This is a genomic window from Nonomuraea montanisoli, from assembly GCF_013363975.1.
GTDB classification, from domain to species: Bacteria; Actinomycetota; Actinomycetes; order Streptosporangiales; family Streptosporangiaceae; genus Nonomuraea; species Nonomuraea montanisoli.
The window spans coordinates 1-24469 of sequence record NZ_JABWGN010000007.1; the positions used below are offsets into that span (position 1 = coordinate 1).

A 24469-nucleotide genomic window follows, 5' to 3' on the forward strand; every position below is an offset into this window, starting at 1 on the left:
GATCGGCGGGCTGGTGCAGATCCCGTGCATCGAGCGCAACGCGGTGGCCTCGATCAAGGCGATCACCGCGGCGCGGATCGCGCTGCGCGGCGACGGGCGCCACTTCGTCGCCCTGGACAAGGCCATCCGCACGATGAAGGTCACTGGCCGGGACATGCTCGACAAGTACAAGGAGACCTCACGCGGCGGCCTGGCCGTCAACGTCATCGAGTGCTGACGCACGGCGGCCACGGGCGGCCGTGGATCCTACCGAGTCCCTGGGAATGTCAAGGCGAACAGGTAACGTGAGGGCATGACGTCGCATCACCACCACGAGGTCGTCACCATCCCTCGTGGCGAATACGAGGCGTTGAAGGCCGAGGTCCGACGGCTGCGTCGAGAAGTGGGGCGTCAGCAGGCCATGCGCGCCATCATGGACAACGCGGCCGACGCGGGCCACACGCGGACGTTCACTCGCGACGAGTTGGCCGCCGAGTGGGGCATCGTCGGCTGACCGGCGTATCGCTTTTCCGGAGCGTGCTTGGGAACAGATCGAAGCCCTTCCGGAGAGTCTGCGCAGACCTGTTCAGCTCGCTATCTTCACCCTGCTCGACGAGCCACGGCCCACGCTCGCCGAGCCAATGGATGGTGTTCCGAACGCCTACGAGCTCAATCTCGTCAGCGATGATGCCACCACTGGTACATGATCACCTTGCGCGAAGGCGCTGAGGTGATCACCATCAAAGTAGTCCGCCCGAATCTCTGATCGTCTGTACAGACCATCTGAGATGCGGCGGCCTGACCGTCGGCGTCATCGGGTGTTGGCCGCCCCGGCCACCTCCGAGGCGGCCGGGGCGGCGGCGGGCTGCCGGGAGGCGCCGCGCAGCGGCAGCTCCTTGAGGAAGACCACGGCCACGAACCCGAGCAGGGTGACCGGCACGCCCACGAGGAACACCGTCTCCAGGCCCCGGGTGAACGCCTCCAGCACGATGCCCCTGATCGGCTCCGGGAGATGCTGGATCTCGCTGGGGCTGCCGAGCGAGAGCGAGCCGCCGCCGGGCACCTTGACGTGCCGGGCGGCGAGCATGCCGGTCATCTCGTCCTTGAGCCGGTTGACGAGGATCGCGCCGAACGCGGCCACGCCGACGGCGCCGCCGAGCGACCGGAAGAACGACACGCCGGCCGTGGTGGAGGCCATGTCGCGCGGCTCGGAGCCGTTCTGCGCGGCCAGGATGAGCATCTGCATGGACAGGCCCAGCCCGAGGCCCAGGACGGCCACGTCGAACCCGATCAGCCACTCGCTGGAGTCGACGTGCAGCCGCGACAGCAGGAACTGGCCCACGGCCACGATCAGCAGGCCGGCGACCGGGAAGACCTTCCACTTCCCGGTGCGGGTGACGATGCGCCCGGAGATCACGCCCGAGACGAACAGCGACAGGACCATGGGCAGCGTCATCAGGCCGGAGTTGGCCGGGCTCAGCCCCTTGACGATCTGGAGGTACTGCGGCAGGTAGATCATCGCGCCGAACATCGCCATGCCGACGAACAGCGACGACAGGCTCGTCAGCACGAACGTGCGGTTGCCGAACAGCCGGGGCGGCAGGATCGGCGTACGGGCCGCGCGCTCGGCCAGGACGGCCAGCACCAGCATGACCGCGCTGGTGGCGCCCAGCAGGTACGTCCAGGGGGAGTTCCACTCGAACTCCTGGCCGCCGAGCGTGAGCAGCAGCATGAGGGCCGTGGCGCTGGCCGTGATCGTGGTGGCGCCCCAGATGTCGATCGTGGTGTCCCGCTTGATCTTCGGCAGCTTCAGCACCTGCTGGATCACGACGAACGCGACCACCGCGAACGGCACCACGACGTAGAAGCACCACCGCCAGCCGAGCCAGTCGGTGTCCACGATGAACCCGCCGAGCAGCGGGCCGGCGACGGTGGAGATGCCGAAGACGGCGCCCATGTAGCCGGAGTAGCGGCCGCGCTCGCGGGGCGAGACGATGTCGCCGAGGATCACCTGCGCGAGGGCGGACAGGCCGCCGACGCCGATGCCCTGCACGGCTCGGGCCGCGATGAGCTGGCCCATGTCCTGGGAGAGGCCGGCCACGAGCGAGGCGGCGACGAACAGGCCGAGGGCGACCTGGAAGAGCAGCTTGCGGCCGAAGATGTCGGACAGCTTGCCCCACAGCGGCGTGGACACGGTCATCGTGAGCATGGTGGCGGAGGCCACCCACGAGTACTGGTCCTGGCCGCCGAGCTCGCCGACGATCGTCGGCAGGGCCGTGCCGACCACCGACGTCGAGATCATCGAGGTCAGCATGGCGAGCATGAGCCCCGACATCACCTTCAGAATCTCGCGGTGGGTGTACTGCCGCGTCTGAGTCATCAGGGCGTCATGCCTCCTGTCGGGCCGGGGGAAAGGGGGCGCTGGGTGCGCGTTCCTCCAGTATACGCTCGTTTACTAGCCGCGCGGCAAGTGGGCGTCGGGGCGTTAGAGTTTTCAGGTGGAGCACGTCCAGGTGGAGGCGCGGCCGAGGGGCCGGGAGGCGACGCGAGCGCGGCTGCTCGCCGCCGCCCGCGCGCTGTTCGCCGAGCACGGTTACGAGCACGTCACCGTACGCATGATCGCCGCCGCAGCCGAGGCCAACCTCGCCCTCGTCGGCCGCTACTTCGGGTCGAAGGCCGGGCTGTTCCGCGAGGTGCTGGCCGAGGAGCCGACCATCGCCCCCGTCCTCGACGGCGACCGGGCCGGGCTGCCCGCGCGGCTGGCCGAGTACGCCGCGCTGCGCATGCACGCCGACCCCGAGAGCCGCATCCTGCGCTCGCTCGAACGCTCGGCCGGCGATCCCGAGATCCGGCGGCTCGTCGGCGAGCGGGTGCGCACGGCCGTGATCGAGCCGCTGGCCGAGCGCCTCGGCGGGCCCGACGCGATGGCCCGCGCCCGGCTGGCGACGGCGGTCTTCCTCGGGGTGGGAGCGCTGCGTCGCAACCTCGGGCCGGAGGAGCCGACACCGGCCGACATCGCCCGCCTGACCGCCGCCTTCGAGGCGTGCCTGGGCGACGTCCCGCCTGAAGGCTGAAGGCGGCACGACGACGCCGGAGGCCCCTGGTGCGGCGGCTCTCCGGCGTCTCGCGTGCCCCGTGCTTCGTGCTCCGGGCTGCGGTCCGGCTCCGGCTAGGCGGTCTTCGCCTTGGCGTAGTCCGCGGCCCCGCCCGCGAAGTCGAACACGATGACCGACTCGTCGCCCACGACCCACGCGTCGTGCCCCGGCGGCGCGACGAAGACCTCGCCCGGGCCGATCTCCGCCTCGGTGCCGTCGTCCATGCGGAAGCGGAGCCTGCCCTTGGCGACGAACCCGTTGTGGTGGACCTCGCACGACTCGGTCCCGGCGATCGGCTTGACGGACGCCGACCAGCGCCAGCCCGGTTCGAACGTGGCCACGCCGAAGGTCAGGCCGGTCAGGTTGCACACCTCCAGGTGCCCCATCGGGAAGTCGCGGCGCTCGTCGGGCTTGTCGATGCTCTTGACTTCGATCATGACGTCCCCCTTCGTCACTTTTCAGTGTTCCACCACGGTCGGAGCGCGCGAAGGGGGCCTCAGAGCAGGCGTGACCGGTAGACCTCGCGGGCCCGGTCGTACAGGGCCAGGTGGTCCTCGAACTGCCGCTCGCCGTCGAACCGGCCGGACTCCTTGAGGATCACCTCCAGCCGGTCGAGCCAGGCCAGGCACCACCGCACGTCCTCCGGCCGGGCCACGTGCGCGCCCGCCACGTCCAGGTGGACCGGGCTCGTGTGGGCGTGGGCGCCGCTCCGGTGGTGGCTGCGCGGGTGCGGCCCGCCGGTGGCGACGGCGACGACGTACGTCGGCTCGCCCACGACCAGCGTCGCGCTCAGCCGTCCCGGCGGCCCCTGCGCCAGCACCCCGTCCGCCGTGCGGATCTCCAGCTCCTGCACCTCCGGCCCGGCCGAGGCGACGGTGATCTCCACCCGCTCGCCCGGCGTCACGTCGAGGGTGCTCCCGGGGCCCAGGCCGTTCACCGAGAGCTCCAGCCAGGGGCCGGAGGTGGCGAAGGTGCGGCCGCGCCGGACCGCCTCCGCGTACGACTCGACGCTCAGCGGGCCCTCGACCCGCGCGTACACCCGCGCCCATCCCGGCGGGCCCGACGCGGTGCCGCGGCGCAGGAACGACAGCACGGCGTCGGTCCCCGCCGTCACCGCCAGCCGGTTGCCCGCGCCGATCAGCCGCCGGTATACGGCGGCCGTGGCCGCGATCGACGAGTGGTTCAGCACGTCGAGGGTGTCCACCAGGCCGAGTGCGGCGTCGGCCACGATCTCCCTGGCCGCGCAGTTACGCCCCCGGTCGAGCACGACGTCCGGCGGGTCGGCGTCGGAGAACGGGGTGTGGAACGGGTGGCCGTAGCCGAGGACCGCGCCCAGCCCGTGCAGCTCCCCGCAGGCGACGGCGTTCGGCGGCCAGTCGGCGGCGCCGGCGAAGCCCGCGTGGAAGCGTCCGGGCAGCCCGCGCGGCCCGAACGCGCTGAGGTGGCCGACCAGGTCCTCCCGGTACTCGACCCCGAACCTGGCCACGTGCCGCGCGTCCGACCAGGGCAGGTCGGCGCCCAGCCAGTGCGTGAGCGCCTCCAGGTCGTACACCCGCGCGCCCGCCACGTTGCCCGCCACCAGGTTGAGCACGTGGAGGTCCTCGCCGTGCTGCGCCGCCGCGGCCAGCGCGGGCGCGGCCGGCTCCTCGCCCATCCAGTTGAGGTGGACGTGCAGGTCGCCGCCGTACCAGCCGCGCGCCGCCGCGTCGTACAGCCGCTCGGGGGTCAGCTCGACCGGCGTCTCCGCCCCGGCCGCGGGGGTCAGCTCGGCGCGGGCCTCGGCGTACTCCATGCCGCGCGTGACCGTCACCGTGACGGGCTCGGCGGGCACCGTGAGCACGAGGTCGTCGCCGTGGAAGTACGGGCGGCGGTGGGCGTCCATCTTGTGCGGCACGCCGTCGGGGTACCAGCCCTGGCCGTTCGCGCCGGTCACGCTCCACCGGCACGGGAATCCGGCGCGCAACCGGAGCCGGGCCGCCGGCGCCCGTCGGACCAGCGGCGCGAGGTCCACCCGCCGCCCGTCGACGGAGACCTCCCGCTCCACCTCCACCACCCGCGCGCCGCCGGGCTCCACCTCGTGGGGCGTGCCGTCCACGAGCACCGTGACGGGCTCGTCCCGGCTGGAGTCGAGCAGCAGCGCCGTACGCGGGGGCGGTCCGTCGCCGGCGACCACCCGCGTGACGCACTCCAGCGCATGGGCGCGGCCGGGGGCGAGGCGCAGCGCGGGCAGGTTGTCGGGCACGTCGCCGGCCAGCGCGTCCCGGACCGCGCGTTCGACGTCCACCTCGCCGAGGCGGTCCTCCAGCTCGCGGGGCGAGGCGCCCGGATGGCGTCCGGCGAGCTGCCGGAAGCAGGCGCCCCGGTAGTCGTGCCGCCTCATGTCGAGGAAGACGGTGGCCCAGGCCTGCACGATGTACGTCAGGCGGTTCTCGCCCCAGGTGGGGCCGTGCTCGTCGCGGAGGGCGCGGTACTCGTCGAGGGCGCGCGCCACCGACGCGGGCAGCAGAGGGTCGGGAGGTAAGGGATCGTCGTCGCGCATGAGCGGGCTCCTCGGCTCAGACAATCTTCACGTTCATCTCAAAGTAAAGGAATGCCGGGCTCAGGGCAGGCAAAGACGGCGCTTCTAGCGTTCGTTCCGGCGGCGGATCGAGGGGCGGAGTCGACGGGACTCCACGAGACCGCCGCGGATCGGGGAAGCACTCATGCGTTTCGTCAAGCCGCTCACCGTAGGCGTCGCCGGTGCCGTGCTGCTCGCCGTGCCGTTCGCGGGCGTCTCGCTCGCGGCCACCGCCGAGCCCGCGCCCGAGCCGGCGGTGACCGTCGTGGGGGACGACCATCGGGCCCCGGTGCATCAGGTCTCGGTGAAGGCCGAGGTCACGCCGGGCGAGGTCGCCGCCGGTGACGCGTACAAGGTCACGATCTTCGCGAAGGGGGTGCGGCCGGGCGCCACGGCCACGGTCAGGAGCCCGCAGGGCGTCACGTACAAGGTGGCCCTGAACGACGGCAGGGCGACCAAGACGCTGACCGTCCCGCGCGCGACCAAGCCGGGCCGCTACAAGCTGGGCGTGACGGTCGCCGGCCGGGTGACGACGGCGGAGTTCACGGTGACGCGCGACGAGCGCGACGGCCATGACAGCCGGGGGCGAACATCGGGTGAACGACGGATGTCGGGAAGCGTAGATCTGATCGTTACGGCCGCGACTCGCCCCCGACATCTCTCGTCGTGAGCATGGCCGCATGACGATCATGTCCGCGCCACCAGCGGTGATCCATGGCAGAACCACCTCCTGACCAGCCGTCACAACCGGCCCTCGACCTCGATCTCGACCAGCTCAGGAAACGCGCGGCCCCGGCCTTCGACGACGCCTCGGAGGCGGTGCTCCTGGCCGTGCGGAACGCGTACGGCACGCTGGACGCGCTGGGCGGCTGGCCCGCCGGGGAAGAGGCCGACAAGGCGTTCGTCGAGTGGTACAAGCCGAAGCGCGACGAGATGCGCCACTGGATCACGGAGTTCGCGAAGGTGTACGCGGACATCGCCGACGGCCTCCTCACCATGCGCCACAACGTGAAGGAGGTCGACTGGGGCATCGCGGACGACATCAAGCTCTCGGACGTGCCGGTCTACGAGTGGCCGAAGGACGACCGCCCATGGTGACGCCCATCAGGCCGATGCTGTCGCCGACGGCCCTGTCCGGAGCCAGGGTCCTGTCGCCCGCCACCCTCATGACGACCCTGCTCATCGCCTCCGGCGGGACCATGGTCGCGCTGCGGATCTACGCCGGTGTCACCGCCCCCGAGATCGACCCCGCCGCGCTGCGGAAGGCGGCCGCCGCCTTCCGCAGGCTCGCCGACGACCTGAACGGCCCTGAGCAGCCGCCCCAGACCGGCAAGGCAGGCAAGGCCGGCGGGGTCGCCGAGATGGCGGACGACGCCGCCGCCTCGGTGTGGAACAACAACGGCGGCCAGAGCGTGGACGCCTTCGCCCGCCTCTACATCCTGCGCATCATGGGCTTCCCGCCCGCGTTCGCCAAGGACTGCCGCGTGATCGCCGCCGGCTGCGACGCGTACGCCGGGCTCGTGGAGGCGGTGCGCAAGCAGCTCGCCGAGCTGGACAAAGCGATCCTGCAGTTGCTGTGGCTGGTCTGCTTCCAGCCGCTCACGACCGCGCTGTACGGCGTGGCGCAGGCGATGGCCGCCGCCCAGATGGCGCGCCTGGTGAAGCTGGCCCAGGCGGTCAAGGCCGTCTTCGGCCTCAACGTCGGCCGCGTCCTGCAGATCTGCCTGCCGGGCTACGTGCTGACCACGCTCAACTACGCCGTCGTCGACGGCGCCGCGTACGCCACCGGAGCCCTCGCGCTCGACGCGCTGAGCGACGCCTCCAACGGGCGGCCGACGAGGTCACGCGGCGAGAACGCCGAGGAGTTCGGGGAGATCGTCGCCGGGAACACCGGCTACATCCTCGGCTACGACGTGGCCAAGCTGGGCCTGCCCGGGCCGGCCACGCGGGGCAGTGAGATGGTGGCGCGGCTGGTCGGCTCGGGCTTCGGCTACACCCCGGTCAAGAGCGCCCTGGACGAGGACGACGACCAGATCATGACGACGCCGGAGGAGTGGGCGTCCAAGATCGAGGGGCACGGTCTGCGCGCGCTCATCTTCCCCCCGGGCTGGCGGTTCGGCCGCTGACCCGCCGTTCCGACGCCCGGTTGAGCCCGTCCTCGAGACCGTCGAGCACGGCGTTGCAGTCCCGCAACAGCGTTCCCGCGTCGGCGGCGGTGAGCATGAAGACTCCCAGCCAGTTCGCGACGCCGGCGGCGGGGTCGTAGGCGGGGATGGCCTCGCCGATCGGCCGGTCGAAGGCCGCCACGGCCTCGATGGCGCTGCCCGGCGACAGGATCGCCGGCCAGTCCACGGCCCGGGGCTGCCAGGGCGGCGTGCTGCGCCACGGGTTTCCCGCCGAGTCGGCCGGAACGGCGACGACGGAGGCAGCGGCGCCGTGCCCCTCGACCAGCATCCGCTCGGGGTAGACGACGCGTTCGCCGAGCAACTGCCGGGTGAGCATCGCGATCGGGTCGAGCCCGAACACCTCCTCGATCTGCTTGGTGATCATGACACCGCCGAACCTGGCGCCGGTCTCGATGACGGCCGGCACCCCGCCGGCACGGAGCTTCAGCTCCGTGTGCGTGCCGCAGGTGCCGAGCCCGAGCGCGTCCACGGCCTGCCGGGAGACCTCCTCGACGACGCGCTGCAACGGCTCGGGCAGCACGCACGGCATGAGGCTGGCGACCTCGTTGAACGGCGGGATCGGAGGCAGCCGCGCCGCGATGCACAGCGGGTGGTAGACGCCGTCGGCGACGATTCCCTCCACGCTCACGTAGTCGGCGTAGCCGGGCACGTCGTACCAGCCGTCGACGGAGCCGGTGACGATCTCCTCGACGAGCAGGTGGCGGTCGGCCTCGGTCTCGTACAGCTCGCTCATCCCCACCTGGTTGCCCTTGTCCAGGGCGGGGGCGACCTGGGCCCACGCGGAGGACACGTCGTCCGGCGAGTGGAGGACGAGCTGGGCGATCGAGCCGGCGCCCCACGCCGGTTTCAGGAGGACGGGCGGGGTCAGCTCGGTCAGCGCGGCGCGCAGGTCCGCCTCGGTCGAGACCCGGCGGAAGCCGGGGATGGGCACGCCGGCGGCCGCCCAGCTCTCCCTCATGAGCCGCTTGTCGCGGGCCTTCTCCGCCGCGGTGGCGCCGGCTCCTGCCAGGCCGAGCAGGTCGGCGGCGTGCGCCACCGCCAGGACCGCGAACTCCGACAGCGTCATGACGGCGTCGGCGCCGACGGCCTTGGCGCGCCGGACGATCTCGTCCACGGCGGCCTCCCCGCGGACACCGCCGGCATGGGTTTCGGCGATGCTCGCGCAGTACGGTCGCCAGCGCTCCGCGCCGGTGTCCGGCAGCGGCATGAGCGCGAGCATGTGCAACTCGCCGCAGCCCGCGACGCGCGGCAGGATGTGGTCGAGCGGCGCGCCGCCCTTGGCGTAGACGTACAGGATCTTGTTCACGTGACGTTCTCCTTCGTGGCCGTGGGTGCCTCCGCGGTGGCGCGCGGCCGCTGCCGGCTCAGGCGCAGCAGTACGGCCAGCGCCGCCATGAGCACGGTCGTGCCGACGGCGACATGGATGAGGAACAGGTTCATCGCGCCTCTGGACAGGTAGCCGCCGAGGGCGAGCACGACGAGAGCGCAGACGGAGCGGTCGATGAGCGACTCCAGCGACAGCAGCGTGGCGCGGTGGCGCGAGTCGGTGATGGCGGTGTTGATCAGCCGCCGCTGGACGGGGAAGACCAGGCCCGAGGCCAGCGAGAAGACGCACAGGCAGATCACCGTCCCGGTCAGCCCGGCCGGGACGAGCACGGCCAGCGTGGCCGCCATGATCACAGTGAGCGCGAACACCACCGGCACGTCCCCGAAGCGCCGCAGCCAGGTCGAGCGGGCCGCGCCCATCAGCTCGAAGACCGTGGTCACCGCCATCACCACCCCGAACACCGCCAGCGGCAACCCCTTGACGGTGAGGATCGGCTGGAAGAGGTTGGCCTGACCGATGCGCACCAGGGTGAAGACGGCCACCCCCTGGGCGATGAGCAGCATCAGGAGGGGGGAGCGCCACAGCGTCTTGCCCGCGAGGAGCTGCTCGCGCACCGACGGGCGCCGTCCGTCGTGCTCCCCGCCCCCCGAGGGCAGGGCGGGCAGCCGGAGCGCGAGCAGGACGGCGACCGCGCTGCAGGCGGCCGACAGCCAGTACGGCGAAGGCGCGTACCACTGCATGAGCACGCCCGCGGCGGGAAGGCCGGCGATGCGGCCGGTCAGCGTGTAGGCGCGTCCGCTGCCCTCGGCCTGCTGGTAGGCCGCGACGGACCCCGAGCGTCGCAGGTACTCGTACAGGTAGGCGCTGCCCGCGCCGGACACCAGCGAGTTGCCGAGTGCGACGAGCAGGAAGTGGACGAGGAATCCGGCGTAGGACGTCCAGGCGACCGGGACGAGGTTGGCCGCCGTCAGCACGAGCGCGCCGGCCTGGAGGAACCTGCGGTAGTCGAAGCGGTCGGCCAGCGCGCCGGTCGGGATCTCCAGGAGGCAGAACGCCAGGTAGTAGATGCTCTGGATGCCGAAGATCTGCCCGTCGGACAGTCCGCTGTCGTGCTGGTAGACGTAGTAGATCGGCAGCCACCACAGCAGACCGGTGAACAGCTTGTAGCCGTTGAAGATCCTGATGACGCGCCGGGCGGCCGGTGCGACGTCCGCCGTCATGACGCCGGCCGGTAGGGCCGGATCTGCAGGAGTTTGATGCGGTCGCCGTCCAGGGCCCACTCGATGTCGACGGGGACCCCGTAGAGGTAGTCGGGGGAGAAGTGGGACTGCAGCAGGCGGCCGATCAGCGCCAGGCGGGCGAGGGAGTCCTTCGTGGCCGGGGCCAGGTCGGACCGCGCGGATCCGAGGGAGATCGTCCGGCCGCCGCCCTCGACGGTGTTGTAGAGATGCTGCAGGGGATCGGCGGTCCCGGTGACGACGTCGGCGACCGAGCTCGTGGAGATGTTGACGTAGACGTTCCTGAAGTCGCGGGGGTCGGCCGGGTTGCAGGTGACCAGGACGCCGCCGAGGGGGACGTCGACCCACTCCTGCACGATCACCCCCATGTAGCAGTCCTCCAAGGGGATGCCGGCCTGCTCGCGCAGCCGTACGCTGCGTGCGGACACCAGCGAGGACCACACCTCCTTGATGCCGTCGGCGATCGACTCCAGGGTGCGCGCGTGCGCCACCGACTCGTAGACCCCCGCCGCGGAGAAGCCCGCCAGGTCCTCCGCGTTGGACGAGCTGCGCACCACGAACTGCCCGACGCCGGACAGGTGGCTGACGATGGCGTCGTCGATCCGCCGCAGGAGGTCGCCGGGCAGTCGCGTCTCCACGATCATCTGCTGGAGCTCCGCGCAGATGTCCTCGACGTGGCGGGTCCGCGCCTCCAGCGCCATCTTCAGGCGGCCGATGGTCTGCTGGATCCGCGGCGACGACTCCAGGAACTGCCGCTGCAGGGAGAAGGGCAGCGCGATGCCGCGCGGTACCTCGACGTGCTGCCTGATCAGGCGCTCGGCGGCGGCCGACAGGGTGGCGTCGTCGGCGGGGCCGGTGACGCCGAGCCGCCCGGCCAGGTAGCCGAGGAGGTCGGACCGCGGCGGCCGGGGGATCTGGTAGAAGCCGAGCCACCGGCGTGAGCCGTGCTCCAGCACGTGGCACACCTCGCCGAGGTTGGCTGCCTTGGTGCCGTAGCGGTAGTGGTCGCCCATCCGCAGCCATGACAGCGGGACGATCTCGGCGGCGGCCGTCTCGGGCCGTTCCAGCGCGACGCGTTCGGTGGTCCACGGCGGCCGGGAGTCGAGACCGGCGGGCGGGTCGGCCGCCTCGATGAGCACCTCGGGAGCGTCGGGCGCCACCTCGTACCTCACCCAGCCGCCGTCGAGCTCGGCCAGGCCGGGCCGGTCGAGCAGGTCGGTCTGGATGGCGTTGGGGATGCCCCACCCGGTGGCCAGCACGTTGGTGTGCGACAGCGGGGTGGTGTGCTCCGTGTTGACCAGGCCGGACACCCGCGGGACGTCGTCGGGCACGCGGGGCATGACGATGATGTCGTGCCATTCCACGGAGCCGGCGGCGGCGCGGTAGTCGGCGGCCGACGCGAAGAGCCGGAGCCTGCCGTGCGTCGTGCCGCTGTTGAGCGCCACGAACGGCGCCTGGGACAGCAGCTCGTGGGCGAGGAGCCGCGGTAATTCCTCCTCCGGGATGCCCGCGACGTGGGTCTCCTGGAGGTGGTTGGCCGGCTTGAGGAAGAGCGGCACCGACGGGTGGAGGTGCGCGCGCACGTGGCGGTAGAAGGACAGCAGCATGTCCGCGGACATGGTGTCGGCCTCCACGGTCTCCAGCGACAGGAAGACACGCTCCTCCCCGTCGCCGTCGTCCTGCCTGCGCCGGTGCAACGCCAGCAGGCCCAGCAGGAAGCGCCGGTCGGGACGGACGTAGACGTCGTGGTTGAAGGCGTCGATGTCGCGCAGCAGGTCCTCCGCCGGCACGCCGAGGATGTGCTCGGCGATGTAATGCACGTGCAGCGGGTTGCCGGTGCTGTCGATGACGTGGAACTCCGCCTTTTCGAGATCCACCACGACCTTCACGAACGGGAAGCCGGCCAGGCGCCCGGCGAGCTTCATGAACGTCGGGACGGTCAACGGCACGTCCAGTGTGGCGGGAATGACGGAGGTGCGGGGAAGTGTCTTCACGGGATCTCCTTTCGCTACCGTGTGCGGGGTTCGCCACTGTGTGCGGGCACGCGGGAGGGCACCGTACGCTCATTGCGCGGACGGTGCCGTGTTGCTGTTCATGGGTGGTGCGTGAAGGGCGAATACGCCCGACGCGGCTCGGCCGCGCGGTCTCCCGGGACAATGGCCGGAGACGTCAGAAGGGGTGGCGCGGCTGTTCGGCACGGCGCGCGGAATAAGCTTGAGAATAACTCGCCGAGGTCACTGGGTCGCGAATAGCTAATATCTCATCTGCTGCAACCTTAAACCTTTCTGCGTTCAAGCACGTCTGTGGCGGGGCGGTTGTGCGCCGTCGCCTGGGTACGACGATACACATGCCCTGCAGTAAGGAAAAATCACCAAATGGCGGTCGCGGTGTCCTGCGTATGCCGGCGGCCCCGGGTTTGCCCTCGTCATCGGCGGGGACTATGATCAAGAAGTAAATGCGGCGCTAATTCGCATTGCCGTACGACGCATCTCACGCGTAACGCATCCCTCGATTTCGCGGGATGCGGGTCGCCGCGTCGTCGGCGATGGGAGTGGTGCTCGCGCCATGGCCGGCCGAAACCCGCTTGAGCGGTCACGGTGGTCCTTGCCAGACTGGGAATCCGCCCCGACCTGGAGCCGCCAGCGTCACCCATTCGCGAGAGCCGGGCCGTGAAAGAGCTGGTCAGTGGAAGAACCTAGTCATGACGATCTCGGGTTCGCCGTCGAGATCGCCTGCGACGAGTCCGGCTCGGAGGGCGAGAAGCTGGTCGGCGGCAACACGAACATGTTCACCCACGCGAGCGTGCGGATGGACGTCCGGGCGGCGGAGCGGTGCCTCGAGGCCGTGCGCGAGCGGGCTCCCTCCCCGACCACCATGTACAAGTCCAGCATCCTGCGCCGCGCCAAGCACCGCTGGGTGGTGGCCTGGCTGCTCGGCCCCTCGGGCCCGTTGTTCGGTCACGCCCACGTCCACCTGATCGACAAGCCGCGCTTCTTCACCGTCCGGCTCGCCGACCTGCTCACGGGCGACCCCACGCGGGCGCGTCGCCTGGCCGCCGCGCTCGGCCTCGAGGGGCCGCGGGTGTACGGCGCGGAGACCTGGACCGCGTTCCTGGCCTCGCTCAACGACGTCCTGAGGGCCCGCAACGGCCGGGTCGAGATCACCGCGGACGCCGCGTTCGAGCTGGCGGAGTCCCTGCGCCCCGCCGCGCCGCCCGGCGGCCCGGTGGCCGAGCTCATGGACCTGCTCCTCCGCGCCAGGCCGCGGGTGGAGGCGTTCGGCGAGCGGCCCCCCGGCGCGATGCCCGTCCTCGACCCGCTCATCGCGGCCATCGTTGGCACCGTCGCCCACTGGGGCCGGGGCGGCGCCCGCGTGCGCGTCGTCCACGACCGGCAGACCATCCTGACCGACGACCGGATCGCCGAGCTGACGAGCCTCACGGGGCCGCTGCCCGGCGGCGGCCGGCTGGACGGGTTCCGCCTGGCGCCCTCCGACTCGGACGTCCGGATCCAGGTGGCCGACCTGCTGGCCGGCGCGGCCCGGCAGATCGCCGAGAGCGACCTGCGGGGCCGCGCCGACCCGGAACTGAAGGCCCTGCTCCGCCCCTACACGTCCTTCTGGGGGTTCAGCGGGCGTACGTCTTGATGATCCTGCCGTTCTTGTCCGCCGCCAGGTAGCCGGTGCCGTAATCGTCGCCGACGTAGTACAGGATGACCGGCTGGTTCTTCGCGAACACCCAGGCGCCCTGCGCGATCACATAGTGCGTGGTCGGCTTCTTGATGCCGAGCCGCCGGTCGGCGTAGGCGCGCAGCTTCGGCAGGGAGTCCCAGTCGAACGACTGTGCCGAGAACGGCTTCGTGTCCGAGCTGAGCGAGCCGCCGGTCGCGCGGCTCACCTGGCCGTCGCGGTACGTGTACGTGTCGTATCCCTTCTTCTCGGGCACCGCCACCTGGGCGATCGCGTACTCCCCGTACACGGTGAACCCCGTGAAGAGCTTGCTGCCCGACGCCTTCTCCAGCGCGGCGATGGCCGTGCGGATGCCGGCGGGACTGAGGAGGTCGCCCGCCTCCTTGGGGTTCTCGTAGGCGGGTTTCTTCTTGGCGGGCTTGGTCTTGGCGGGGGTGGAGGTCGCGCCCGGGGTGTCGGGCGTGGTGGTGGGGTCCTGCAGTTGGGGGACCACGATGAGAGCGGCGGCGAGGACGCCGCCGACGGCGGCCACGCCCGCGATCGTCGCGGCCCGCCGCCCGCCGGAGCGCCGCTTCACGTCCCCCGTGGGCAGGCCCACATACGCGTGCTGCTGCCCTGGGCCGGTCGCGTAGCCGCCTCCGGCCGGCACGGGCCCGGAGGTCATGGGGCCGGAGACCATGGGACCGGAGACCATGGGACCGGAGACCATGGGTCCGGAGGCCATGGGGCCGGAAGGCGGGTAGCCGGGCGGCATGGGCCCGGCGGGCGGCGGCGTGAAGGGCGGGGGCGGGGGCGCGGTCACCGCCTGCTCCTCCGCCCGGGCCAGCATCCGGTCCAGCTCCGCCACCGGAGGGCGCGCCCGGGGGTCGGACGCCAGCAGGGCGTGCAGCACGTTCGCCAGCGGCCCCGCCCGGTACGGCGGCGGGACCTGCCCGTTCAGCACGGCCGCGAGCGTCGCGATGGGCGTGTCGCGGCGCAACGGGTGACGGCCCTCCACCGCCACGTACAGCAGCATGCCGAGCGACCACAGGTCGGAGGCGGGGTCGCCCTCGTGGCCGCGCAGCCGTTCCGGGGCGATGTACTCGGGGGAGCCCACCACGTCGCCGCTGGCCGTCAGGCCGGGGGAGTCGAGCATCGCCGCGATGCCGAAGTCGGTGAGCACCGGGCTGCCGTCGGGCCGCAGCAGGACGTTCGCCGGCTTCACGTCGCGGTGGCAGATGCCCGCCTCGTGGGCGGTCCGCAGCGCGGCCAGGATCCCGCGCCCCAGCCGGGCCGCCTCGGCGGGCGCCATCGGGCCCTGGGCGAGCCGGTCGGCCAGCGACAGGCCGCGCACCAGCTCCATGACGATCCACGGGTGCGCCAGGGCCGGTGTGTCCACGATGTGGTGGATGGTCACCACGTTGGGATGGTCGAGCCGGGCCAGCGCGCGGGCCTCGCGCAGCACCCGTTCGCGCAGCATGTGGGCCCGGCTGGAGTCGGGGTCGGGGGAGTCCGAGGGGCGGACCTCCTTGAGCGCGACCTCACGTTGCAGGGCCAGGTCGTAGGCACGCCACACCGTGCCCATGCCGCCGCTGCCCAACCGCCCGACCAGCTCGAATCGGCCGTCGATGACCGTACGCCCGGATGTCACAGCGGACAGCCTAGAGCCGCCAAAGGGGATACATCGGGTTGATCTTCCCGAATCTACCCGGCACGATATTCGGACTCCCCTTTTCCCTATTTCTGGATCACATGTTTCCTCGAAAGCTCCTCCCAGCACTCGTCCTCGCGGCGGTCGTGACGGCGGCCACCGCGACCCCCGCCGGGGCGAACGGCTTCGGCTCCGCCAACGGCTGCTGCCCCTTCGCCGACAACGGCAAGCACTGGTACAACTACGCGTCCCTGGAGACCCGCACGCGCACCGCCGTGAAGGCCGCGCTGCTGAACCTGGACGCCCAGACCGACATGACCGTGGCCGCCGACACCACGCCCGACCCCAGCACCGACGTGGAGTCGTTCGACCGCTACTACGTCGACCACTGGGACCTCGACTGGGACGGCTCCAGCACGGGCTACAACCTGTACGCGTACTCGAAGTGCGTCAAGACCATCGCCCCGGCCGACAGCAGCCAGCCGTGGCGCTGCGACCAGTACGAGGTGCGCTACGACCTGCGCGACATCGACTGGATGACCGCGACCCAGCGGCAGGCCCTGGCGTGCCACGAGATCGGGCACACGGTCGGCCTCGACCACTCCACCGAGTCGACGTCCTGCCTGAAGACCGGCGCGCACAAGATCCTCAAGTACAGCGCGCACGACGTCGCCCACATCAACGGCCGTTACTAGGAGACCGGAGATGCGCAACCTCAAGCTCCTCGCGGCCGGCGTCGCCGCCGCCTCCATCGCCTCCGTCACCGGGTGCGCGGCCCAGCAGAGCGCCGCCGAACAGCCCCAGCGGTCGTTCTGGTCCCAGCTCCACCCGGACGCGGGCGGGACGGGGCAGTACCTGTTCGACTCGCTCGACGACATCACGCCCGGCGCCCGGCCGTCCGGCACGTTCCGCCCGGCCGCCGCGCTCGTGGAGGGCACGGTCGTCGGCGTCGAGCCCGGCATCGCGTACGCCTCGGACGACGACGCGCCGACGCCGCGGGTCGTGCCGTACGAGAGCGCGGAGGCCGCGATCCGCTGGGCCAGCGTCGTGGTCAGGGTCGACAAGGTCCTCGCCGGCAAGCTCGGCCGCGGCTACTCCGGCGGGCAGATCCGGCTGCGGGTCGAGCAGCCCACCGGCACCACGCTCGACGGCCTCCGCCAGTCGCTCGGCACGGCCGGCCGTGGCCTGTTCTACGTGGACAGCGCCCTCGCCCGGGTCAAGCGCCGGGCCGCGTCGCCGCAGGCTCAGGCGTACCAGGCGTCCGTGCACCTCCCGATCGGGCAGGGCGTGTTCATCGAGGAGAAGCCGGGCGCGGCGCTGGTCGCCCCGCTCACGGACGAGAACCGCGCCGCCCAGCTCCTCGGGGACACCGGCGAGCCCGCGCCCACGTCCACCAGCGCCACGCCGTCGGCCGGACCGGACACCGCGAACCCCACGCCGTCCGCCCGGTCCAGCTCGACGGGCGCCTCGCCGTCGGCCGGGCCCGGTTCGCCGCAACCCACGGCAACGGGCGGTTCGCCGCAGCTCAGGGCGGCCGGCGACTCGCCGCTGGCCCGGCTCCGCGGCCGCGCCCAGCGCTCCGCCTGTGAGACGGGCACGGTCACGGACCGCTCCGCCTGCTGACGCGCGCACGACTCGAAGGGGCGTCCCCTGTTCGGGGCGCCCCTTCTTGCTTGCTGTGTCTTCTTGCCGTGTCCACCCTGAAACACCCCATATCGCCATAAGTGCCGAAATTTACGAATATGGGGGCTGAGAAGTGCTGCTCATTCGCGCCCGGTGCGAAACATGACGCTGTCGTGAAGTCTGTCATGCTTGTTCATGGCGCGAATGAAGCGTTGAGTATAAATACATTGAATGTTCTGCTCGATCGGGGATGTGTGCGTATTACAAGCTGATGAGGGGTTCTTGTGACCGCAAGCCGATACCGCTCCATCTTCCATACGCGCCTCACCGCGGCCGACGCCTTCTCGGCGGCCCAGGGAGCGCTGCGTGGCTGGCTGAGGTCGAAGCAGCTCGATGTGGACGCCTTCGACCAGGGAAACGCCAGGCTCGGACCAGGGACGTTCCTGCTGCACAACTCGCGCAACACCCCGGACGGCACGCAGACCAAGCGCTGGCAGCTCCGTGAGACGGGAGGCCCGGGCGCCTGGGTGAGCGCGCTGACCGTGCACGCTCCCGGCCGGGCGCCCGAGGCGGCGCGGACCTGGTTCTGGCTGGACGTCGAGTTCATGCCCGCCGCACTCGACGAAGCCGAGTCCGGGCGCGGGCGCAAGGCCGCGGTCCCCAGGCTGATAGGCGAATTACTCGACCAGGTCCCGGCGAACGACTCCCTGGCCACGCTCACGCGAACTCCGCGCCTCATCCGCCCGGACGACGTCGACGAGCTCATCGACGTGTTATGCGATCCGGACAGACGGCTGCCGACGATCGTGGCCACCGCCCATGCGAAGACGCCATTCGAGGAATGGCGGCGGACCGTCGAGACCGTGACGAAGAACACCGCCGGACTGGCCGGGCTCTATCTCCTTGATCCGTACGCCACCGAGCATTTCAACAAGGAGATCGGATCGTCCCATGGGGTATGGGGCGGAAGCATCCGCACATTTCTTCCGGAGGTGGATCCGGCCGGCGCCGAGGACGCGGTGCGTCACCGTGTTCTTTCGGCGGCGCGGATCGAGTTGGACGTACGGCGCGCGGTCGGGTTGCTGTCCGGGCTTCCGCGGACCCTGAGCGCGGAGTCACGCCTGCCGGCGGCGCTCGCCGGCATCACTCGGACCCTCCTCCTGGAGGACACGCCCAAGCAGGCGCAGGCGCGCACGTCCGCGCCTGCCGAGATGAAGGAACTGCGCACCGAGAACGACCAGCTCCGGCGCAACCTCCACGCGGCGTTCGAGCTGATCGCCGAGGCCGCGCGCAACGAGGACCGGATAGCCGACCTCAACGAGCAGCTCCAGGCTCTGTCCGCCGAGTTCGACACCGTCAACCAGAAAGCGGTGCTGTTGGAGGATCAGGTCCGGGGGCTGCAACGACGGCTCGTCCACATCGGTCATGAGAAGGATGCCTTCGAGCCGCAGGAGCAGCGGACGATCCTGCCCGGCTCCTTCGCCGAGCTCCTGGACCGCATGGAGGAGCTGTCCAGGATCGTGTTCACCGGCGACATCGGCCTGCCCCTGGGCCTCGACGAGATGCCGAACGCCTCCTCCTGGGCCCAGACGACGTGGCAGGCGTTGCTGGCGCTGAACTCCTACGCCGACGCCCGCGCCGCCGACAGGTTCGCCGGGAGCTTCCTGCAGTGGTGCAAGGAGCCTCCTGTCGGCGAGTACGCCATCCCCGCGGGCAAGGTGGCCGCCGACGAGTCCGAGGCGGTGAAGAAGGACATGAGGATGCGGCGTCAGCACACCTTCCCCGTGCCGCCGAAGGTGGACGCGAAGGGCAGGCTCTTCATGGGGGCGCACATCCGGATCGGCGGCGGAGCCGGGATGCGCGCACCGAGGATGCACTACCACGACGGGGTGAAAGCGGCAGGGCTGATCTGCGTGGGCTATATCGGGCCCCACCTGAAGGTGAAGAGCACCAACTGAGGCGCCCAGCCGGGCTCTCAGCCGTGGGTGATGACGACCTTGCCGAAGCCGCCACCCGCCATGGAGTAGCGGTACGCCTCGTGGACGTCCTCGAACGGGAACACCCGGTCGATCGCGGGACGCAGCCGGTGCGCGCTCATGACCCGGTTCACCTGGAGGAAGTGGGCCCGGCTGCCGGTCGCGACCGGGCGCACCACCGCGCCCGCGCCGAACAGGACCCCCGGGTCCACCGGCGCCGCCCCCGCGGGGCCGGACAGGCGGTAGCCGACGAACGCCACCTCGCCGCCGAGCGCCACCGAGCGCAGCGACTCCTCCAGCGGCCCCGCCGGGTCGACGACGCGGTCCGCGCCTCTGCCGTTCGTCAGGGCGCGGACCTCCTCCGACCACGACGGGTTCGCCCGGTAGTCGATCACCTCGTCGGCGCCCAGCTCGCGCAGCCGCGCGGCCTTGTCCGGCCCGGACGTCGTCACGATCACCCGGGCGCCGCCCGCCTTGGCGAACATCAGCGTGAACAGCGACACGCCGCCCGATCCGAGCGTCAGCACGGTGTCGCCCGGCCGGGGCGCGCCGCCGGAGGTCAGCGCGTTCCACGCGGTCACGGCCGCCAGCGGCAGCGCCGCCGCCTCCTCGTACGACAGGTGCTCCGGGATGGGCACCACGCCGTCCTCGCCGAGCACCGCGTACTCGGTCAGCATGCCATTGATCATGGTGCCGAGCTGGGCGGCGTTCTCCAGCAGGAACGGCCCGTCCTGCCAGTGCGGGAACACGGTGGCCGCCACCCGGTCGCCCTGCTTGACCCGGGTGACGTCCGCGCCGACGGCCACCACCTCGCCCACGCCCTCGCAGCCGGGCACGATGCCGGGCGTGATCGGCAGCGGGTAGTCGCCGTTCAGCACCTGCAGGTCGCGAAAGCCCAGCCCGTTGGCGCGCATCCGCACCACGACCTGCCCGCGTCCCGGCGTGGGCTCGTCGTGGTCGGCGGTGGTCAGTCCGTCGAGCCCGCGCCCCGGCTCCAGGTGATAGCTCCTCATCGCACATCCTTCCTCGCAATGTCTCCGATATATGGGGATCATCCGAACGAACGATGACATCGGGCAATTCCCTGGAAGGAATCGCCGGTTGTCGCACGAAGCCGATAGAACTTCCTGGTGAGCATCACCATGACCGAGCGGAGCGGCGTCGGCGGCGGTATCGGGGGCATCGGCGGCGAGCTGAAGCGCTGGCGCCACACGCGCCGCGTCAGCCAGCTCGAACTCGCCACGCTGGCCGGCACGACCCAGCGCCATCTGAGCTTCATCGAGAGCGGCCGCTCCCTGCCGGGGCGCGCCATCGTGATCCGGCTGGCCGAGTCGCTCCGCCTCACGCTGCGCGAGCGCAACGACCTGCTCACCGCGGCGGGCTACGCGCCGGTGTTCGCCGAGTCCGGCTTCGACGAGGCCGCCCTGCGTCCCGTGCGCGCGGCGCTGGAGCAGATCCTGGACGGCCACATGCCGTACCCGGCGCTGGTCATCGGGCCGTACGGAGAGGTGGTGGCGGCGAACGCCGCCATCGAGGTCTTCACCGAGGACGCCGCGCCCGAGCTGCTCGAACCCCCGCTCAACATGCTGCGGCTGATGCTGCACCCGCACGGCATGGGGCACCGCGTGCGCAACCTCCCGGAATGGGGCCGGCACGTCATCGAGAACCTCCGCGCCCGCTCCCGCCGCAGCCCCGACCCGCGCCTCGACGCCCTGATCGACGAGCTGGCCGGTTACGTGCCCCAGACCCCGCTCGGGCCCGACCACCTCGGCTTCGCGGTGCCCATGCGGCTGGCCTCGGCCGACGGGGAGCTGCGGCTGATCACGACGCTGACGTCGTTCGCCACGGCGACGGACGTCACGCTCGCCGAGCTGCGCCTGGAGGCGTTCCTGCCCGCCGACGACGCCACAACAGACCTCCTGCGCGCCCGCGCCCGCCGCCATCGCGCGACCGAGTAGCGGACCGACGACCGAGCAGCAACGAAACGGACCTTCGGTGGACTTCACCATCACGTACACGCCCGCGCCGGACGAGGTGGCGCGAGCCTTCGGACAGGGCCTCAGGCGGCAGCTCGGCGCGCTCCGCGTGGCGCTTCCGGCGATCCTCGTCCTGCTGGGAGCGGCCTGCGCCGTGATGGGCGCCATCGGCCTGGCGGCGGGCATGTTCGCCGGGGCGGTCGTGTTCCCCGTCGCGCTGACGTGGGCGATCCGCCGGGTCGTGCGGCGGCAGCTCGCGTACCTCTGCGTCCCGACGACGCTCCGGCTGACCAGCGAGGGGTACGAGTGCCGGACCGACCAGTACACGACCACCCTCAACTGGTCCATGTTCGGAAATATCGTGACCACGCCGGAGTTCTGGCTGTTCTTCATCGGCAAGCAGTGCACGGCCTTCCTCCCCAGGCGCGCCTTCGACGCCGACCAGCAGGCCGCACTCGACACCTTCTTCGCCGCCCGCCGCTCCTCGGGCACCTCGGTCACCTAAGATCGAAAACGTCGCCGGCATCCGCAGGGAGAGCGCGTGAACCGCACCATCCGCACGATGGACGACGTCATGGAGATGCTGGAGCGGCTCTCGGCATCCGGCTCGGACCGTATGGACGCGCCGGTCGCCTCTGGCCTCGACGGTATGGAGACGTTGGACCGGCTCTTCGCCGCCGACTCCGACCGGTGGACCGCCGAAGCCTCGGCCTGGTGGGACGACTTCTACGCCGACCGCTCCCGACCGATCCCCTTCTTCACCACCAAGCCGGACGAGAGCCTCATCTCGTACGTCGAACGCGGTCTCCTCGGTGGCCCGGCCCCCGCTGGCAGCGCCGCCGCACCGCGCCGTGCCCGGACTCCCAGCCGTTCCCGGACTCCCGGCCGTGCCCTCGACCTGGGTTGCGGCCCCGGCCGCAACGCCCTCTACCTCGCCTCGCTCGGCTTCGAGGTGGACGCCGTGGACCTGTCCCCGGCCGCCGTCGGGTGGGCCCGGCAGCGCGCCGCGGAGACGGCCGCCGACGTCCGCTTCATCGTCGGCGACGCCTTCACCGCCGACCTCGCGCCGCACGGGTACGACCTGGTGTACGACTCCGGCTGCCTGCATCACCTGCCCCCGCACCGCCGGGTGAGCTACCTCGACCTGCTCGACCGGGTTCTGGCGCCCGGCGGCCACCTCGCCGTCGCCTGCTTCGCCGCCGGCGCCATGGGGTCGGAGCTTCCGGACGAGGACTTCTACCGGGACGGACGCCTGCACGGCGGCCTGGCCTACACCCCGGAGTCCCTGCGCTTCATCTTCTCGGACCTCGCGGAGATCGAGATCCGCATGATGGAGGAGCAGCCGCCCGACGGCCCGTGCTTCGGCGTCCCGTTCCTCCTGGCCGCGCTCTTCAGCCGCCGGGCGGTGGGCTGAGCCGTGCAGTCGGAGCCCATGCCCCGCGCGATCAAGGTCGTGCACTTCATCCTGACGCTGCAGACCTGTCTGTGGTTTCTGACCCTGGCGCTCTCCCTCGCGCTCGCCGTCGCGGGGGGCGGGGCAGCGTGGATCATGCCGGTCGTGGCCGCCGCGTGGGCGGCCGTCCAAGGGTGGGCGATGAAGCGCATGCCGGGGCGGCTCCGCAGCACCCGGTGGATCCTGGTCGCGATCGAGGCCGCCCAGGTGGTCATGTTCCTGGCCCTCCGAGCGGCGGACGGCACGTTCGACTCGCCCGCCGCGCTCCTGGTGAACGTGTCCGAGGCCGTGGTGGCCGTCGTCCTGCTCCTGCTGCCGTCGGCGGGGCGCTGGTTCGACCGCCCCCGCGACGGCACTCACCTGACCGCGCCGCGCACCAGCGACGGGTAGTCCTTGAGCGTGATGTTGTCGGCGAAGTCGTCGGTCATCTTCATCATGAGCTTGAGCATGAAGCCCACCTTGAACGTCCAGTTGCGCATCCGGATGCGGGCCGCCGACGGGGGAGCCAGCCACGGCCCGGCGTTTCCCTTCTCCGAGACCTTGGCGTACTCGCGGAAGCCCTCCTCGTACCGCTGGAACGCCGCCCGGTGGTCGCCGCCGGCCACCGCCAGCTCGCCCGCCAGCACGTACGCCCCGACCAGCGCCAGCCCGGAGCCGAACCCGCCGAGCGTGTTGGCGTAGGCCGCGTCGCCCAGCAGCGCCACCCGGCCCTTGGAGTAGTGGTCGATCTTCACCCGGCTGATCGAGTCGAGGTAGAAGTCGCCGGTGCGGCGCACCGCGTCCAGGATCTCGGGCGTCCGCCAGCCCATCCCGGCGTACGCGTCGAGCACGACCCGCTTCATCTGCTCGGTGTCGTAGCGGTCGTAGTCGAGCTGAGGCGAGGCGAAGACGAAGAACACGGACGCCTTGGGGCCGCCCGCGGCGACCATCCGGCCAGGCTCGTTGTACATCTGCGCCTCGGTGCCGAACCGCTCGGGCACGTCGGCCAGGGCGTAGTAGTGGCCGAGGAACTCGACGTAGTCCGACTCGGGGCCGAAGGCCAGGCGGCGCACGTTCGAGTGGATGCCGTCGGCCCCGATCACCAGGTCGAACGTGCGCGGCGCGGACCGCTCGAAGGTCACGTGCACGCCGTCGGGGGTCTCGGTGAGCGAGGTGATCGAGTCGCCGAAGACGTACTCGCAGCCGACCGCCACGCTCTTCTCGTAGACCAGCCGCGCCAGGTCGCCGCGGTGGATCTCCAGCTCGCCGCCGGTGAACTCGCCGGGCAGGACCGCGACCGCCCGGCCGCGGGCGTCGACGAAGGTCTGGTCGGTGCCGCCGGTCTGGAGCCGCCGCACGTCGTCCAGGATGCCCATGCGGCGCAGGACGGTCATGTGGGCGTCCCCCTTGAAGTCCACCGCCTGCCCGCCGGGACGCAGGGTGGGGGCCTTCTCGACGACGGTGACGCGGAAGCCGTAGCGGGCGAGCCAGTAAGCGAGGGCGGGGCCGCCGACGCTGGCACCGGAGATGAGGATGTTGGTGTTCTGCATGTCCACGACTTTCGCGGGACGCGCTGTCACCCTGAGCTCAACCGGCTGACAGTCGGCAACCGCACCCGACAGCACTGACAACGCGCCCCTCCCGCTTCCCGGCCGGCGGGGGCCCGTACACCGACTCGCGCCCCAGCCGGCCGACGGGCGCCGCATCACCTGTCAGCGCGTCGCCCCTGCCTCCCACTCGGCTCCCACAGATCTGAGGAACAG

General features: G+C 71.4%; 23 protein-coding genes. 14 read left to right on the forward strand and 9 right to left on the reverse strand.

Annotation, left to right across the window (positions count from 1 at the left end):
* Positions 1-217: L-serine ammonia-lyase, iron-sulfur-dependent, subunit alpha (locus HTZ77_RS18295; protein ID WP_175590839.1), on the forward strand; the 217-nt coding region annotated here is incomplete at its 5' end.
* 75 nt (positions 218-292) lie between these two features.
* Positions 293-493, forward strand: coding sequence for a hypothetical protein (locus tag HTZ77_RS18300; RefSeq protein WP_175590840.1), 201 nt, complete (start codon positions 293-295; stop codon positions 491-493).
* A 297-nt stretch (positions 494-790) separates the two neighbouring features.
* Here HTZ77_RS18300 and HTZ77_RS18305 read toward each other — a convergent pair whose 3' ends face one another.
* On the reverse strand, positions 791-2359 hold the full coding sequence (locus tag HTZ77_RS18305) for an MDR family MFS transporter (protein WP_175590841.1): 1569 nt from the start codon (positions 2357-2359) through the stop codon (positions 791-793).
* A 118-nt stretch (positions 2360-2477) separates the two neighbouring features.
* Here HTZ77_RS18305 and HTZ77_RS18310 point away from each other — a divergent pair, with 118 nt between their 5' ends.
* Entirely contained in the window at positions 2478-3053 is a 576-nt protein-coding gene (locus tag HTZ77_RS18310; RefSeq protein ID WP_328808641.1) for a TetR family transcriptional regulator, read from the forward strand.
* Between the two features lie 95 nt (positions 3054-3148).
* Here the strand turns inward: HTZ77_RS18310 and HTZ77_RS18315 are convergent, their stop codons facing one another.
* Both HTZ77_RS18315 and HTZ77_RS18320 read right to left on the reverse strand, forming a co-directional pair.
* Positions 3149-3511: a cupin domain-containing protein gene (locus tag HTZ77_RS18315; RefSeq protein ID WP_175590842.1), complete on the reverse strand. Its 363-nt coding sequence runs from the start codon at positions 3509-3511 to the stop codon at positions 3149-3151.
* Positions 3512-3570: 59 nt separating this feature from the next.
* Complete coding sequence (locus HTZ77_RS18320) at positions 3571-5613, reverse strand: CehA/McbA family metallohydrolase (RefSeq protein WP_235994862.1); 2043 nt, start codon at positions 5611-5613, stop codon at positions 3571-3573.
* 163 nt (positions 5614-5776) lie between these two features.
* On the opposite strand from HTZ77_RS18320, the gene HTZ77_RS18325 reads away from it, so the two are divergent.
* From HTZ77_RS18325 to HTZ77_RS18335, 3 genes are read left to right on the forward strand one after another with little or no spacing between them, the layout of a single operon-like run.
* Positions 5777-6301: a hypothetical protein gene (locus HTZ77_RS18325; protein WP_175590843.1), complete on the forward strand. Its 525-nt coding sequence runs from the start codon at positions 5777-5779 to the stop codon at positions 6299-6301.
* Between the two features lie 44 nt (positions 6302-6345).
* A complete protein-coding gene (locus HTZ77_RS18330; protein ID WP_175590844.1) occupies positions 6346-6729 on the forward strand; it encodes a hypothetical protein in 384 nt (127 codons plus the stop codon).
* Positions 6723-7757 (forward strand): hypothetical protein, encoded by a 1035-nt coding sequence (locus HTZ77_RS18335; protein WP_175590845.1) that lies wholly within the window; start codon positions 6723-6725, stop codon positions 7755-7757. Before HTZ77_RS18330 ends, HTZ77_RS18335 begins: the two co-directional genes overlap by 7 nt.
* Here HTZ77_RS18335 and HTZ77_RS18340 read toward each other — a convergent pair.
* The 3 genes from HTZ77_RS18340 to HTZ77_RS48250 are packed head-to-tail and all read right to left on the reverse strand — an operon-like array spanning position 7723 to position 12376.
* The gene (locus HTZ77_RS18340; protein ID WP_175590846.1) at positions 7723-9123 is read right to left on the reverse strand and encodes an ATP-grasp domain-containing protein; all 1401 of its coding nucleotides are present in this window, start codon (positions 9121-9123) and stop codon (positions 7723-7725) included. The genes HTZ77_RS18335 and HTZ77_RS18340 overlap by 35 nt on opposite strands.
* Entirely contained in the window at positions 9120-10364 is a 1245-nt protein-coding gene (locus HTZ77_RS18345) for an MFS transporter (protein ID WP_175590847.1), read from the reverse strand. Before HTZ77_RS18345 ends, HTZ77_RS18340 begins: the two co-directional genes overlap by 4 nt.
* Complete coding sequence (locus tag HTZ77_RS48250) at positions 10361-12376, reverse strand: PEP/pyruvate-binding domain-containing protein (RefSeq protein WP_205302844.1); 2016 nt, start codon at positions 12374-12376, stop codon at positions 10361-10363. The genes HTZ77_RS18345 and HTZ77_RS48250 overlap by 4 nt, the downstream gene beginning before the upstream one ends.
* 691 nt (positions 12377-13067) lie before the next feature.
* On the opposite strand from HTZ77_RS48250, the gene HTZ77_RS18355 reads away from it, so the two are divergent.
* Complete coding sequence (locus HTZ77_RS18355; RefSeq protein WP_175590848.1) at positions 13068-14027, forward strand: hypothetical protein; 960 nt, start codon at positions 13068-13070, stop codon at positions 14025-14027.
* On the opposite strand, the gene HTZ77_RS18360 is transcribed toward HTZ77_RS18355, so the two are convergent.
* Positions 14008-15699 carry a serine/threonine-protein kinase gene (locus tag HTZ77_RS18360; protein WP_328808642.1) on the reverse strand — a complete coding sequence of 564 codons (1692 nt, stop codon included), beginning with the start codon at positions 15697-15699 and terminating at the stop codon, positions 14008-14010. The genes HTZ77_RS18355 and HTZ77_RS18360 overlap by 20 nt on opposite strands.
* Positions 15700-15800: 101 nt before the next feature.
* Here HTZ77_RS18360 and HTZ77_RS18365 point away from each other — a divergent pair, with 101 nt between their 5' ends.
* From HTZ77_RS18365 to HTZ77_RS18375, 3 genes are all read left to right on the forward strand, one after another.
* Entirely contained in the window at positions 15801-16394 is a 594-nt protein-coding gene (locus HTZ77_RS18365; RefSeq protein ID WP_175590849.1) for a matrixin family metalloprotease, read from the forward strand.
* A 10-nt stretch (positions 16395-16404) separates the two neighbouring features.
* Positions 16405-17322 (forward strand): hypothetical protein, encoded by a 918-nt coding sequence (locus tag HTZ77_RS18370; protein WP_175590850.1) that lies wholly within the window; start codon positions 16405-16407, stop codon positions 17320-17322.
* Between the two features lie 284 nt (positions 17323-17606).
* Entirely contained in the window at positions 17607-19280 is a 1674-nt protein-coding gene (locus tag HTZ77_RS18375; protein WP_175590851.1) for a hypothetical protein, read from the forward strand.
* Positions 19281-19297: 17 nt separating this feature from the next.
* On the opposite strand, the gene HTZ77_RS18380 is transcribed toward HTZ77_RS18375, so the two are convergent.
* Positions 19298-20311, reverse strand: coding sequence for a zinc-dependent alcohol dehydrogenase family protein (locus HTZ77_RS18380; protein ID WP_175590852.1), 1014 nt, complete (start codon positions 20309-20311; stop codon positions 19298-19300).
* 117 nt (positions 20312-20428) lie between these two features.
* Between HTZ77_RS18380 and HTZ77_RS18385 the strand changes: the two genes are divergently transcribed.
* Genes HTZ77_RS18385 through HTZ77_RS18400 form a run of 4 tightly spaced genes read left to right on the forward strand, consistent with a single transcriptional unit; the run spans position 20429 to position 23117 of the window.
* On the forward strand, positions 20429-21256 hold the full coding sequence (locus HTZ77_RS18385) for a helix-turn-helix domain-containing protein (RefSeq protein ID WP_328808643.1): 828 nt from the start codon (positions 20429-20431) through the stop codon (positions 21254-21256).
* 37 nt (positions 21257-21293) lie between these two features.
* A complete protein-coding gene (locus HTZ77_RS47515) occupies positions 21294-21779 on the forward strand; it encodes a YcxB family protein (RefSeq protein WP_175590853.1) in 486 nt (161 codons plus the stop codon).
* Positions 21780-21815: 36 nt separating this feature from the next.
* Complete coding sequence (locus HTZ77_RS18395) at positions 21816-22688, forward strand: class I SAM-dependent methyltransferase (RefSeq protein ID WP_328808644.1); 873 nt, start codon at positions 21816-21818, stop codon at positions 22686-22688.
* 18 nt (positions 22689-22706) lie between these two features.
* Positions 22707-23117, forward strand: a complete 411-nt coding sequence (locus tag HTZ77_RS18400) for a hypothetical protein (protein WP_175590854.1) — start codon at positions 22707-22709, stop codon at positions 23115-23117.
* Here the strand turns inward: HTZ77_RS18400 and HTZ77_RS18405 are convergent.
* Positions 23084-24256, reverse strand: coding sequence for an FAD-dependent monooxygenase (locus tag HTZ77_RS18405; protein WP_175590855.1), 1173 nt, complete (start codon positions 24254-24256; stop codon positions 23084-23086). The genes HTZ77_RS18400 and HTZ77_RS18405 overlap by 34 nt on opposite strands.
* Positions 24257-24469 lie beyond the last annotated feature (213 nt).